General features: G+C 37.8%; 10 protein-coding genes. 1 reads left to right on the forward strand and 9 read right to left on the reverse strand.

Translation table 11 applies throughout. The features are described 5' to 3' along the window. Positions 1-65: 65 nt before the first annotated feature. The 6 genes from H3T55_RS02855 to H3T55_RS02880 form a co-directional block, all read right to left on the reverse strand. Positions 66-2,198, reverse strand: coding sequence for a peptidoglycan D,D-transpeptidase FtsI family protein (locus H3T55_RS02855; RefSeq protein ID WP_087639283.1), 2,133 nt, complete (start codon positions 2,196-2,198; stop codon positions 66-68). A 177-nt stretch (positions 2,199-2,375) separates the two neighbouring features. After that, positions 2,376-4,316 carry a threonine--tRNA ligase gene (thrS, locus tag H3T55_RS02860; protein ID WP_225532787.1) on the reverse strand — a complete coding sequence of 647 codons (1,941 nt, stop codon included), beginning with the start codon at positions 4,314-4,316 and terminating at the stop codon, positions 2,376-2,378. A gap of 375 nt (positions 4,317-4,691) precedes the next feature. Further along, entirely contained in the window at positions 4,692-4,871 is a 180-nt protein-coding gene (locus H3T55_RS02865; protein ID WP_069662156.1) for a 2-hydroxymuconate tautomerase, read from the reverse strand. A gap of 21 nt (positions 4,872-4,892) precedes the next feature. Beyond that, a complete protein-coding gene (locus tag H3T55_RS02870) occupies positions 4,893-5,486 on the reverse strand; it encodes a class I SAM-dependent methyltransferase (RefSeq protein ID WP_225532786.1) in 594 nt (197 codons plus the stop codon). 65 nt (positions 5,487-5,551) lie between these two features. Beyond that, positions 5,552-7,024 carry a L,D-transpeptidase family protein gene (locus H3T55_RS02875; RefSeq protein ID WP_225532785.1) on the reverse strand — a complete coding sequence of 491 codons (1,473 nt, stop codon included), beginning with the start codon at positions 7,022-7,024 and terminating at the stop codon, positions 5,552-5,554. Positions 7,025-7,431: 407 nt separating this feature from the next. Further along, complete coding sequence (locus H3T55_RS02880) at positions 7,432-8,298, reverse strand: aminoglycoside 6-adenylyltransferase (protein ID WP_225532784.1); 867 nt, start codon at positions 8,296-8,298, stop codon at positions 7,432-7,434. A 167-nt stretch (positions 8,299-8,465) separates the two neighbouring features. Here H3T55_RS02880 and H3T55_RS02885 point away from each other — a divergent pair, with 167 nt between their 5' ends. Continuing rightward, entirely contained in the window at positions 8,466-9,038 is a 573-nt protein-coding gene (locus H3T55_RS02885) for a YdcF family protein (RefSeq protein WP_263864619.1), read from the forward strand. 281 nt (positions 9,039-9,319) lie between these two features. On the opposite strand, the gene H3T55_RS02890 is transcribed toward H3T55_RS02885, so the two are convergent. The 3 genes from H3T55_RS02890 to H3T55_RS02900 all read right to left on the reverse strand — a co-directional run bounded on the left by H3T55_RS02890 (position 9,320) and on the right by H3T55_RS02900 (position 13,482). Next, entirely contained in the window at positions 9,320-10,417 is a 1,098-nt protein-coding gene (locus H3T55_RS02890) for a DUF916 and DUF3324 domain-containing protein (RefSeq protein WP_225532782.1), read from the reverse strand. Positions 10,418-10,518: 101 nt separating this feature from the next. Then, positions 10,519-11,259, reverse strand: coding sequence for a WxL domain-containing protein (locus H3T55_RS02895; protein WP_225532781.1), 741 nt, complete (start codon positions 11,257-11,259; stop codon positions 10,519-10,521). Between the two features lie 60 nt (positions 11,260-11,319). Next, positions 11,320-13,482 (reverse strand): hypothetical protein, encoded by a 2,163-nt coding sequence (locus H3T55_RS02900; RefSeq protein ID WP_412523557.1) that lies wholly within the window; start codon positions 13,480-13,482, stop codon positions 11,320-11,322. Between the last annotated feature and the right edge of the window lie 691 nt (positions 13,483-14,173).

Genomic DNA, 14,173 nt, shown 5'->3' on the forward strand with positions numbered 1-14,173 from the left:
AATATCATACCATGTTTATTCATGAAATTCTACCCTTTTAGCTAAATTTGTAAAGGAAAACTACTTTACGAATTTTTTTCGGCTTTATACGCCGCATACTCATTTACGATCGCTGTTACCATTGATTGGTTTGGTCTGCTGCTTTCACTTGTTAAATGCGGTAGAATTACGCTCACAGCGATCTCAGGATCATTCGACGGTGCATAGGCGACAACATTACTATTTACAGTAATATGTTCTCCTACGTTAGTTTCCGCCGTACCAGTTTTTGCTGCAATATCTAAAGCTGCTCCCTGCATATAACGTCCCGTAGTAAAGGTATCGTTGCCGTGAACTACATTATAAAAACCATTCTGGATAATTTGCATTTGTTCCGGTGTGATATCCACCTTATTTAATTCTTTTGGTCCCATAGCTTCTTTTAACTCACCGATCGAACCATCCGAATTGTTGTTATAAATGCCTTCGACAACCCGTGGTGCGTACCGCGTACCACCATTTGCAACCGTCGAAGCATATTGAGCAAGCTGCATCGCTGTATACGTATCGTACTGACCAAAAGATAAGTCAAGTAAATGTCCTGGCATTGGTGCGTATTCAGGATCATTGAACGCTTTGTTAGAAAGTCCTGTTTCTTCTCCCGGTAGGTCTATCCCTGTTGAGACCCCCATACCATATTCCCCAAATGTTTTACGTAAAACTTCAAATAGCGTTGGATCACCTGTTTTATACGGCAGCTGCATGTTGTATTCATAGTCTGTATTCATCATTTTCAAGACTAATTTCATCATATAAGCATTCGAAGAATATTCTAACGCTTTTTCTGCTGTCAATGGAATCTGATTTCCTACTATTTGATTGTTAAACACTGAAGCTTTTTGCTTACTTCCATAAATTTGGATCGGTTCATCGATCAGTACATCATTCCCGGAAATCACACCTTGTTCATAACCAGCAGAAATCGTTGCACCTTTTACTACAGATCCTGGTTCAAATGCTTTATTGATCGTTGCCAATGGATTAGAAGTCAGCTCATTCGTTGCCGGATCTCTATCCAAAGCAACCATGGCCATAACATTTCCATTTTTAGGATTCATGACGACGACATAGGCACCATCTGAGTAATTGGCATTACCGGTTGCTAATAGCTGTTGATACTGTGCACGAACAACTGCATCGATTCTTGCCTGAAAATCCATATCGATCGTCAATTTCAAGTTCTCACCTTTTTCACCATTAGAAATCGGTGTTTGCGTCACGATATTCCCTTCACTATCCAGTGTTACTTCTGAGATAGATTTTTTGCCTTGAAGAACATCTTCATATTGTTTCTCTAAATAACTGGTTCCGACACGGTCATTCAACTCATAGCCTTTTGCCAAGTACTCATCAGCTTCTTCTGCCGGCAGTCCAGTTTTTTCAGAAGAAACTTTCCCAAGTATACTTGTCAGATCTGTCTCATGTGGATATTCACGATCCCAGTCCATTCCTGTGGAAACACCAGCAATTTCTGATGTGTGTTCTCCAATAATTGCGATCTCGTCCTGTGTCACGCCTTCGTTTTTGATAAAGGCTGTATTTAGCTCTTGAACAGCATTCATCCGTTTGAAAATAGTCGCGACCTGCATCGTCTGCTCATCGAAATTGATTTCTTCCGGAGTAACTTTTTCCACGGTTTTGACATATAACGTACCTTCATCGGTAATAGCATTGCCCTTTTCATCCACTTTATCTTTATCCGTCAAACGTTTTTGTGCCGTTTTTAGATTATCTGGATTAGCCAGCCAGAAGTCCTTCTTATCACGTTCTGTTAGCTCATCCGCTGGTACATGGATCAACTCATTTACCTTGTACGCAATATCAACTAAATCCTTTGCCTGCACTTTTTTCCCGCGAGTATAGGTGATAGCTAAATTTGATTTATTGCCGACTAAAATATTGCCTGAAGCATCATAAATTTGCCCACGTGGAGCACTGCTTTTGATTTTCAGAGTCGAATTGGCATCGACTTTTTGAGCATATTCCTGTCCTTCTGCAATCTGTAAATAACCTAAGCGGACGATCAATGCGACAAACAATCCAAAGATGACGAAAAATAATAGATTCAATCGAAATGGGATATGGGATTTTTTGGTCCGCTGTGTATCTGGTTCTTCATTTTCATTTTTTAATTTATCTAAAAAGCTCATTTTTTTCATTTATCCTAGTCCTTCCATATGAGAAAAGTCTTGCCCCTCTATTGTAACGAAAAAATGCAAAAAAAAATAGAGGGAATCCTCTTACTAAGCAAATATTTAAAATTTCTTCTAATTTTGTTCTAAAAAAACAGCGCAAAGGAATTCACCCTTGCACTGTTTCTCTGATCAAAGCATTGTTTATCTTCTGCTGTAGTTTGCCACATCTGCAACCATACTGTCCACAAAGATATTTAGATCCATGACATCCGTCTCTTTGCTACCATAGCGACGGATATTGACAGTTGCATCATCCATTTCCTTATCGCCGACAACAACTTGATAAGGAACTTTTTGTGTTTGAGAAGCCCGAATCTTATAGCCCATTTTTTCATTACGGTCATCTACTTCAACACGTAAGCCTTGTTCTTGTAGACGTTTTTTCACTTCATAAGCGTAATCAGAATGCGCTTCTACAGAAACTGGAATAATAGTCGCTTGGATCGGTGACAACCAAGTTGGAAATGCACCTTTATAAACTTCTGTCAGGTATGCGACAAAACGTTCCATCGTTGATACGATCCCACGGTGGATAACAACTGGACGATGATTGTTTTCACCATCTTCACCTACGTAAGTTAGATCAAAGCGTTCTGGTAATAAGAAGTCCAATTGGATAGTTGATAGCGTTTCTTCCATGCCTAAAGCAGTTTTTACTTGAACATCCAATTTAGGTCCATAAAAGGCCGCTTCTCCTTCAGCTTCAAAGTAATCCAGTTCCATTTCATCCATAGCAGCTTTCAGCATTTCCTGTGCTTTTTCCCACATCGCATCATCATCAAAATATTTATCCGTATTATTCGGGTCACGATAGCTTAAGCGGAAACGGTAGTCGTCGATATTGAAATCTTTATACACCGCTACCATAAGCTCTAATGTACGTTTGAATTCCTCTTTGATTTGATCTGGGCGAACAAATGTGTGACCGTCGTTCAAGGTCATTTCACGCACACGTTGCAAGCCAGATAATGCGCCTGATTTTTCATAACGGTGCATCATACCAAGTTCAGCAATTCGAATCGGTAACTCACGGTAACTATGGATATCATTTTTGTAGACCATCATATGATGCGGACAGTTCATCGGACGAAGAACGAGCATTTCGCCATCACCCATATCCATTGGCGGGAACATATCTTCATGGTAATGATCCCAGTGACCAGAAGTTTTATATAAATTCACATCTGCCATAATCGGTGTATACACATGTTGATAACCTAAACTGATTTCTTTATCAGTGATATAACGTTCGATCGTACGACGAATCGTTGCACCTTTTGGCAACCAGAACGGTAATCCAGAACCAACTTCTTGAGAAATCATAAATAAGTCAAGCTCTTTCCCCAATTTACGATGGTCACGTTCTTTGGCTTCTTCACGCATTTTGATAAATTCTTTTAATTCTTTTTTATCAAAAAATGCTGTTCCATAAATCCGCTGCATCATTTGATTATCAGAATTCCCTCTCCAGTATGCGCCAGCTACAGATAATAATTGGAAGACTTGGATTCGTCCAGTTGACGGTACATGAACGCCTCGGCAAAGATCAACAAAATCACCTTGATCGTACACTGTGATTTCTTCATCAGCAGGCAGATCAGTGATCAGCTCAACTTTATATGGATCATCAGCAAACAATTCCAGTGCTTCTTCTTTTGTGACCACTTTTCGAACGATCGGGTTATTTTCTTTCACGATCTTCATCATTTCAGCTTCGATGGCTGGTAAATCTTCTGCCGTTACCGCATTCTCTCCATTATCAGTGTCATAATAAAAACCTGAATCAATTGCAGGACCGACCCCGAATTTAATGTTCGGAAATAAACGACGAAGTGCATTCGCCATCAAGTGCGCAGTCGAATGACGTAAAATTCCTAACGCATCTTCATGATCAGGTGTCACGATTTCAAGACTTCCGTCTTCTTCGATCGGACGAGTTAGATCGATTAATGTTCCGTTTAATTTCCCAGCTAAAGCTTTTTTAGCTAAACTGTTGCTGATACTTTTAGCGATATCCAGTGTTGATGAACCAGCGTCAAACTCTTTGACTGCACCATCTGGAAATGTAATATTGATTGACATTTTGTTTCCTCCTTAAGAATGTTTATGATTGAAAAGATCGATTGACACACAGTAGTTTTTTCAAAAATTTGTTGAAATAAAAAAAGTCCTAGCATTCGATCATATAATCGAATACTAGGACGAAAAATTCGTGGTTCCACCTAATGTTTAAACACAGCAAATAGCTATGTTCCTCAAACGTGTTAACGGTACGACCGCCTTTGCTTCGACAAAGGTTGGAAAAAGTGGTCATTCCTTGTGCTGGTCTGGAAAATTTTCAGCCGAGATTTTCCTCTCTAATAGACTGCCCGCAAGTTCAGTTGTCTTTCTCATCAATCATTTATGAATTAATTTAAACACTTCTTTAAATAAAAAGCAAGCATTAATTCAAACAGATCATTTCTTCCACTCGCCGCCTTGAGCATAACGATCTTTTTTTAACTCGTTCACGATCACATGAATATTCTCTTTCGGCGCACCAGCATTTTTTGCAACAGCTTCTGTAATGTCTTTCACCATATTCGTCAATTGTTCTTCGGAGCGTCCTTCAATTAATTCTACATGTACAAATGGCATATTTTTATCCTCTTTTCTATTTTATTTTTCAGCACGAAGAAGAAACATTGAAGCATCTTGTCTCATAAACAATTCTTCTCCGTGATAGAATGTTTTACTTTGAACGGTCTGAAAACCAATTTTTACTAGTTCAGCTTTTAGTTCCGCTTGATCAAAACCATTATGGACCTTCTCATGACTGACCTTTTCATTCGTATCGAAATCAACGATCAATAAAGCTCCTTCTGGCGTTAACACTTGGTACAGAGCTTCTAAAATTTCTTGTGTATTTGGGATATGCAGCAGAACCAACGAAACAATAATCACATCCGCTTTTTGTTGCGGAACATGTTCACTAGAAAAATAGTCTACACTTGTCTTAATATTTTTTAGTTCCATCTGTTCAACTTTCTGATCGACGATTTTGATCATTTCTTTAGATGGATCCACAAGAAGTACATGTTCAAATCGATCAGCTAATTGTAACCCGATCAAGCCAGTGCCGCAGCCGTAATCTAAAAGTGTTTTTCCAGCTGTCAGTCCTAAATGCCTTTCAAGTTCGTTTAGCATCGTTTGAGCTAATTCTAATTGTTTTGGTGAATCATAATGTGAAGCAATTCGATCAAACACACTCACCGTTCATTTTCCTCCATTCCTATACTAGTGAAAAAGAAGCCCATAAAGGACTTCTTTTTGTTCTCTTACGCTGGTTCACCATAATCAACTGGCTTATCAAATTCTCCTGGAGCATCATCGTAGATATGTCCATAAATAATGACTGGCATTCCTGCATACGCACCATTAAAGATTTGTGCAACAGCATCTCCCGGTGTATTGATACATCCGTTGCTTCCAAAGTTTGTTTTATAGGCTTCTTTGTTTCCAAAGTATTCAGCTTTATAATCAGCATCGTGAATACCGATTTGTGTGACTACACCACCATAACTCTTCAAAGGCATCCAATATTTTACTGGCACACTATACTCTGAACCATCCAGCATTTCACCTTCTAGTTTTGTATCTGTGTCTTTATATAAAATCGTATGGAAACCAGGAACAGTTGCCGTTCCTTTATTATAACGACCAGTGATCACATCGGTTTCAACGACTTTAGCACCATCTTTAAAGAAATACATTTTTTGATCATTTAAATCGATCTCAACATAATCTTTATTGACCGTTGAAGATTGAGTAACATCTCCATCGATCGGTACAGTGATTTCTTCTGTTTCTTTTTCACTATTGATTGCTTGAACGATCAAATCTCTTGTTTGCGGCATATTGATATCCCAGCCGTAGCTGCCATTATTCTTATATTTCGTTGTTACACCATGAACGTTTGTAAAAATGATCGGTTTGAAAATCGAACCATATTTTTGATTCGTTTGTTCTACCCAAGCATACACTTTGTTTGGATCAACATCCCCTGACTCATTCATAAATGATTGTAATTCTTCTTTAGTCAGTGTCAATTTTTCACCATTGATATCTAAAGTGATCGACTTGTTTTCTTTTTTAGATAATACGGCTAATTTATCCTGCAGCCCTTTATCATCTTTAGTCACAGCAGGTTTTTGATAGAAGTCTTTCACATCATAAACATATGTGCCTTTATTTTCGTCAACGTCTTTCAAAACCTGAGCGATCAATGCTTCCTTATCCACCGTTGTTCCAAGCTGTTCTGGCACGATTTGATACACACCATCAACTTTTTCGACTTTAGCATCTTGACTTGGTGTTCCTTCTGCGAATGAAAGTGCACCCAGCTTATTTTTCAGCTCGTTTTTATAATCTTCATTGATTGGCAATTTGATGGAACGATTGCTGATGCTTTGTTTCAAATATTCTTCTGTGATCTCATACTTTTCAGGTAATTCGATCGTTTCTTCCTTGCCGTCAGCTTTGATCACTACTGGCTCAGACTTGTTCAATTCCTCTAATTTTTTCTTTGCATCCTTGACACTCAAGAACCCGATATCTACACCATTCGCTTTAGCAGTGACGAAAAAATGAGATTGAAAATAAAAGAGACCAACTGTAAATACCAACGATAAACCGATCAGTAAGCCGACAACCGGTACTAACCAACGGTTTTTCTTTTTGTTTGAATGATTGTTATTTTGAGGGGCTCTTCCATTCTTAGCTGAGCGGCTGACTGTTTCTTCATTTTCCATTGAGCTATCTTCCTTTTTTATGATTTGTATGCTGACTTTGATTCAATACGTTTCCCTAATTAAAATAGCAGAAAAGAAGCCATGCTTCCTTTAATTGTTTAAAATATCTCACGAATATAAAATAAGTAGCTTTATTCGATTAGTGTAGTTAAAATTCTGACAATCTTCAATTAATTTGCTTATATATGAGAAAAATTTATTTTATATGTATAAATGCTTAATTTTACTTTTTTTCAAATATAAAGGAAATCGTATGTATCAAAATTTGATACAGTGCACTTATCATTCTACCACACATCAGGGCTAGGAAAAAAGCCCATTTTCTAATAACTTTCACTAATTTCCAAATTATTTATAAATGATTTAAGTAAAATAAACTCTTAATGTTCTTTTATCCTTCTATTCCATCAGTACTGCTTGTTTTCTGATAATAAGTAGTGTTTTTTTGTGTAAGTCATTACTTTTTCTGCTTGACCATGATCATAACCAAAATGGTTCATTTGTGAAAAAATTCGTGCGTAAGAACAGAATGCCTTTTGTAGTAAAATCAAAGAGTCCCATAGTTGTTCACTATTTGACATCCTCATCGTCTTTGACAACAGCTCATTATGCTTATCCGACAAGTAGTTCGGCAAATATTTATAGTTTTTCCCGACACTGAGTGCATAATCATTTTCTGCCCCCACTTGCCAGCTCAGCAATCGTAAAAGCTCTTTGCGGCAATGTTCATATAGATGATCAGCAGCATACAGTAATTCATTTCGGCACAGTCCTTTGACTACATAAGTACTCACCCACCAAAATTCATTGCAGCAATCCAAAAATTCTTCTTGTGTCGGCTTTTTGACCCAATAATCCTGATCTGTCGCTTGAGATAAAATAGGCAGTATCTGTATTTTATCCAACAAGATTTCCGCCAAACGGTCTCCCTCATTCCAATTGTTTGCCTGCTCTTTTGGACACAGAGTCAAATCGATCCGATTTCCATCCTCAAAAAGCATTAAATATGTAAAACGTCCATTTTTAGTCGCAGGGAACAACGTCATAGTTTCTGGCGTCTGCATGATCAAACGTGTACCGAAGCGATCGATCCACTCTTGATCCTCAATAAATGGGGCAACAGCATCAACGATATAGACAATATCAAAATCTTGAAATGTATCCTTTGGCACCCGCTGATTTGTCCTTGAACCATTCATTCCTACAGCCAAGATTCGAGAATCATTTTTTGCGGTATCTAAAATCAAGCGAAGCATTTCTTGCTCTGTTCTCATATGTCTCTCCCCTTTCATTCAAGTCATATATAGTGTACTATAAATGACTAACGATATTATGCTTTTCTAAAAAAAGTTAAAAATAGTTTAAATAAAATAAATTGCCCGCCACTACTTTCGTTTATCTACTAAACTGAATAATGAAAGGTTGTGGTATGGTGAAAAGGATGAAACAGATCGTGGTCATAATAATTGGTATTGGAACAATATATGCTGCCGTTGTTCTAGCAATGATTTTTAGCGGAACAAAGGATCAACCCATAAAGAATCCAGATACTGTCTTGATTTTAGGTGCGCAAGTCAAAGGTTCTTCAAAAGATAATGCCTATCCAAGTGCTGTCTTAAAAGAAAGACTTGATGTCGCGGTTCCCTATCTGAAGGAGCACCCAGAAGCAACAGTGATCGTCTGCGGCGGCCAAGGAGCTGATGAGCCTGATAGTGAAGCGAATGTCATGGCTGAATATTTAAGAGTCAAGGGAATTCCCGACACTCAAATTTTAAAAGAGGATACCTCTACCCGAACCAAAGAAAACATTCAGAATGCACAAAAAAAACAATCACTCGGCAAAACGGTCATCGTAACTAGCGATTTTCATATCTATCGATCAAAATTATTAGCCAAACGCTTAGGAATTTCTAGTATTAGCGGGCTTCCAGCTGTTTCAAGATCCTCAGCAAAAATCAAAACTTATATTAGAGAAGTTTGTGCCTTAGGATATGGCCTAATTTTTGATCATTGATCGTTACGAATTAAATACTACTATTTCTGCTTCATCTGGTTTATCTCGTATGTCAAAAGATAAATCAGATGATTTTTTTAATAAACGGAAATCTAATAAAAAATAGCCCACCCTCGGGGAAGGGCGGGCAAGGAGTTAAAAATGAAAAAGTGTTTTGTTAGGGTTGTTTGTTTGGTATGAACTAATAATACTGCTCAACTGTGAAGAATTTGTGATATTTATGTTTGCATTCTGTTACTATTGTTTAACTATTTTAAGTTACGTGATATATTCGGACTTATCTATTTTTCTTTTTCATTTAATTGATCGAGATTCTTTTTCAATTCATCATATTTTTCTTGGTGCACTTGCTGCGTCTTCTTCATTTTCTGTTTGAAATAATAAATGATGCCAATGATAACTATAAGAAGTCCGATTCCTACACTGATCACGATCGCCCAAGGGAATTGTTTTTTTGGCTCAGGAGGTAAATTCACAGCTGTTGCATTATATTTTTTTACTTCTTTTTCTTTTATGTCAAATTTCCGTTCCCAAGTCCAATCTTTGTAGCCATCATTCGCTTTGATTTTTACTGTATAATTCCCTGCTACAAAGGGTTGTTCTTTTAAATCGATTCGATAGTTGAAATTGGTGTTGGGAGCCATTGTCAGAGCTTCTTGATGGTTTTCATAGCGCGGCTTTTTCTCCTGCTCATAATAAAGTTTTGCATCTACCTGCAGCTTTTTGATCATTGCTGATTGTTTATTCTGAATATTCATCGTGACAATATTGTTTCCATTGAACTGGTCTGCCTTAACCTCATTTAAAGCTAACTCTGGTCTCACTTCCTGATCCGTTTCACTCAGCAAAACTCCAACGACGTAAGAAAAACGATTCCCGATAGCTACGGCTTCATTTTTATTTGTTTCTTCTGCCTCATCCTTCTTCTGTTCAAAGTATAGTCCGCCTAAAACATAACCATCAAAGGATTTTTCCGGCATTGTAATGACACATTCTACAATTTTTTTGGATTTTTTTGCCAAAACGATTTCTTCCGGCATTTGTGCTATTTCACTAAACGTTATTGCAGCTGATGGGTCTTTTTTCGTCTTCTTATGAGAGTAATCAGCGATTCCATTATCATTGGTAATCGCTGAATTGGCAGACATGATGATCGTGATATCATGGTCCGTATCATTGGTCAATTCGATATCGAGCGTTTGTTTTTGTCCGGGTGTTACCCTCAAATCGAAATAACTGGCATCTTGACTTCGCTGGTTTTCCGGTAAAATGGCTCTTACAGAAAAATCCATTTCATTCGCATAGACATTATGACCAGCAACAAAAGAAATAAAGAATAAAATTAGTGCGAAACCTTTTTTTAACCTACTCTTAGTCATCATAAAAACTCCTTTTAGATACCTTTAATTATGTAATTGAAAAGAGCACGATTCATTTCTTGAATTGTACTCTTTTCAGAAATTACTTAAATCTGTCTTACCTATAATGGTGTATCATCTAAAATCCAAGTCAGTGTTGTTTTGTATTGGCTTGAAGCTACCTTTTTGGTTGCTGTAGGCACTGTTAATTGCACCCCTTGTGCAGCACTTGCACCTGTACCAAAGGCAAGCGTCCAAGTACCCATTCCAGTTGAAGCTGCAGCAGTTGCCACTCGAGAGGTTGCAGCACCTGTTGGGTCTAAGATCACTGGCACTGAAACTGGCGCTAAAGCAATCAACTGAGTTGAATTTGGTGTCGCTGCTAGAAAGCTTAAAACAGCATTATCTAAAACTGCTGGCGTCGTATCGCTTGTCGCAAATTGTGCATCTTGTTTTACTGATAACTTCCAACCTAAATTCAACCCACGTTTATCTGTTACCTGCGCATAGTTTGGTACACTGATAAGATTTCCTCCACTATTTTGAACTTGATCCAGTTGGGCATAGTATGTAGCACTTCCCGGTTTAATTTGCTGTGTGCCAAAATGAAAGTTAGAAACATAGTCGATACTCAATGGGCCTGCGGTTCCAGGCTGATGAGGATCTGCTGGATTTGGTGTCACAGGTTGTGTCGGATCGGTTGGATTCACTGGGGACGTTGTTGAATTGTCTAAAGCGAATGTAATATCTGCATTTGATTTGATCGTACCTGCTTGTGCTGCCTCAACTCTACTTCCACCAAAGAAACTAAAAGAAATCGCTAATGCAGTAAACACGCCTGAGATAAAGAATACCTTTTTCATTTTTACTTCCTTCTTTCCATTTTTTTATTTTAACTTCCTGATTAAAGAAGCTAAAGCAATTTAAATTGGTGTATCAGATAAAATCCACTGTAATTCAGCTGTATATGCCTCATTTACATTTATATTGATATCTGGACCTATTTTTAAAAACAGTCCATTCTGCTGATTCCAAGGGATCTGAACGTTCGTATCATCTGCTGCTGTATAGGCATACACTTCTGAAGCTAACGTAGTAATCGGATAATCAACCCCGCTTTTCCGGTAAGCAAACGCCTGATTGACTGTTTTACTTGTTGTTGTCGAGTGCATCGCTTGACTTTCTCTGACAAGCAAATGCCATTGACTTTTTGTCACACGGCCGTCTGCAATAACAAGAGGAGCGTTTATATTACTAGGACTGTAAGCAGTTGTTTTATTTGGAATCGGTATTTTAGTAAATGAAATTTGTGTAGGAGACTGAACAAATCGTAATGCACCGCTTTTTACTGTTGTAGAAGCGGTACTGCTTTGAGTAGGAATCGCTGTTCCTCCACCATCGCTCCCGTTGATCGTATCTAAAAATGCAAGGGTTTGATCTACAGCTCCATCAGCTACAACTCCTGTATATTGCAAGATAAAACTGGTATTGGCTTCAGTAAAATTATTCGCTGCTAATGTATTTTGATAATACCAATATTGTGTATTTGAATTTGTATCTGTTAAGAGTTGAACACCCAAGACTGGTGTACTGACACCAGCTGCTGATTTTTTCGTCAACGTTGCTGCACTTAATTGCGTTAAACCGGCTGGAATCGACGATTTCAATTGTTGGTTCATCCATGTTGCTGGTTGATTAATTAAAGTAGCCGTCAAGGTATAACGAACAGTTTGACCCGTAACGACCGATGATGCAGACTCCCAACTGCCTTGAGCATTTCTACGTTCAATCGTTTGAACGAGTGAGATTTGTGGAACTGGATAAGGAACTGTCCGTATGAAATCACTACTTGCTAAAAGCTGAGCCCCTGTACGTGTACTTAGACCTTGGATCCAGATTTTGACAGATTCTCCACCTTGGAAAGTGGGTAAGCTGGAAAACAGAAAACTTCCATTAGCATTTAAAGAAGTGGTATAGGTCGTACCGTTGTTTATTTGTAATTTCACTTGATAACTCCCCAGTGAAGTTTGTGTTGCTGTTCCTGATAATTGAGTTGCCCCGCCGACTACTGTGATAGCACTGACTGGATTGATCGTCCAGCTCACTGTTCGAAGTGTTGAAGATGCACTTTGAACATAATCCGTATTTGTCTTGGATCTAGCATAAACGATCGAAGATAGCGTATCACCATATTCAAGCGCGGAAGATAATGTTGTGCTAAAGTTTCCCGAACTGTCTACTGGTATATTGTTAACAATAATCGGTGTCGTTGTCCCATCTGTATGATTGATAGTGAGCTGAACAGTATAATTATAGCCGCTGTCTTGTGTCTGCTGGATATTCCCGGTCACATTTGTTTGAAGATGGGAAAGTGCATTGACGCTAGCTGGCGTGACACGCGGCACTGGATATGTGCCTAAAACCAACTGCGTTTTATTGATCGTCCCTGTTTTAGTATTGTTTCCGACAATGATACTGATTGCCCCTAACCCTGTGCCGACATCTGTAAAGGTTCCTCGAATCGGATAATTTGCCCCTGTGGCTGCTGGAATCGAGATCCCCCGTTTATACATCGCACCAACATCAAAGGAGAGAGAAACAGACCATTTAGTTCCTGGAAGTAAAACTAATGAACTCGTTGGAAACGTCACATAAATGGAATTATAAGCATTGCTGTAGGATAAGCTGACTGAATTCGTCGTACTATGGATATCTTGATTTGTGGTTCCAGGATAGCTGACTGTCCCTGTGAGTAAAGCTAAAAAATCCTGCTGCTTTGTGACATCGTTGTTTATTTGGTTAGCGATCTCAGATGGCAGTTGTATAGTGATGATTGGTTTATCATTGATTGCTAATCCAATAACAGTAATGCTATAGTCATAAGAAATCGTAACGATGTCCTGTCCATATGAACCGCTGGCTACTGAAGAACTGAGTGTACTATTTCCGACAGAAACTGTTCGAGGATCTGGTGCCACATACTCTTTGACATCTGTAGGAACGGTTTCATTTTCTACGACTTCTTCTTCGCTATTGATTGTTTCCTCTGTTTGATCTGTTGATTGGATATTTATTTCTGATGACATCTCACTGGATGATTCTGTAGATTCATTCAGATTTTCCGTAGAAGTTGTCTGAAGCGTAGTCTGACTCTCATCAGCAGTTGCTCGAATAGAGTCTCCAATGACGAATAATAGCAGAACACATAAAGACAAAACAGTTCCTACTCTTTTCAACTTCCTCTCCCCCTTAACCAAATTTACTTTCACAGCCACTTTTATTATTTAAATGTTATTTAGTTATCTATATAAACAATAGTTTTAAATAGATTCTATACTGCTAAAATGATAAAGTAAAATAATTGAAACAGGAATCGCAGAATAATTTCTATTAATAACAGCTTATATTTTGAGGCTGATTTCCTTATGCTACGCTTTGTTTTTTTTAGGATTATTTATTGATTAATACTTGTTATAAATGAAACATAAAAAGAATATTTTAAATTATTTTATAATATAGTACGCTATGGTTTCTTCTCTAAGGCAATCGATTAAATAACGAAAAATTATATAAATAGATTTCTTCGTCTTATAAATTCTCAAAAATTTCTATAAAATGCTAAATATTTGAGAATTTCAAAAGAAAGTGATATTATATTCTTGTTCTTAGTTTTTCATATTGTGTTTCCCTTCATATAGTGTGTGTATGAAGGGTTTTTTTGTCTTCATTTTAGGTACAAAAAAAGACCGGAACAAAACTGTATTCTAGTTTTGTTCC

Source organism: Enterococcus sp. S22(2020) (assembly GCF_020295385.1).
In the GTDB taxonomy this organism is placed as follows: domain Bacteria; phylum Bacillota; class Bacilli; order Lactobacillales; family Enterococcaceae; genus Enterococcus_L; species Enterococcus_L dunnyi.

Coding starts and splice junctions, on each gene's coding strand:
- H3T55_RS02885 (WP_263864619.1), top strand. CDS start 8,466: ATGAAACAGATCGTGGTCATAATAATTGGTATTGGAACAATATATGCT.
- H3T55_RS02895 (WP_225532781.1), bottom strand. CDS start 11,259: ATGAAAAAGGTATTCTTTATCTCAGGCGTGTTTACTGCATTAGCGATT.
- H3T55_RS02865 (WP_069662156.1), bottom strand. CDS start 4,871: ATGCCATTTGTACATGTAGAATTAATTGAAGGACGCTCCGAAGAACAA.
- H3T55_RS02890 (WP_225532782.1), bottom strand. CDS start 10,417: ATGACTAAGAGTAGGTTAAAAAAAGGTTTCGCACTAATTTTATTCTTT.
- H3T55_RS02900 (WP_412523557.1), bottom strand. CDS start 13,482: ATGTCATCAGAAATAAATATCCAATCAACAGATCAAACAGAGGAAACA.
- H3T55_RS02880 (WP_225532784.1), bottom strand. CDS start 8,298: ATGAGAACAGAGCAAGAAATGCTTCGCTTGATTTTAGATACCGCAAAA.
- thrS (WP_225532787.1), bottom strand. CDS start 4,316: ATGTCAATCAATATTACATTTCCAGATGGTGCAGTCAAAGAGTTTGAC.
- H3T55_RS02875 (WP_225532785.1), bottom strand. CDS start 7,024: ATGGAAAATGAAGAAACAGTCAGCCGCTCAGCTAAGAATGGAAGAGCC.
- H3T55_RS02855 (WP_087639283.1), bottom strand. CDS start 2,198: ATGAAAAAAATGAGCTTTTTAGATAAATTAAAAAATGAAAATGAAGAA.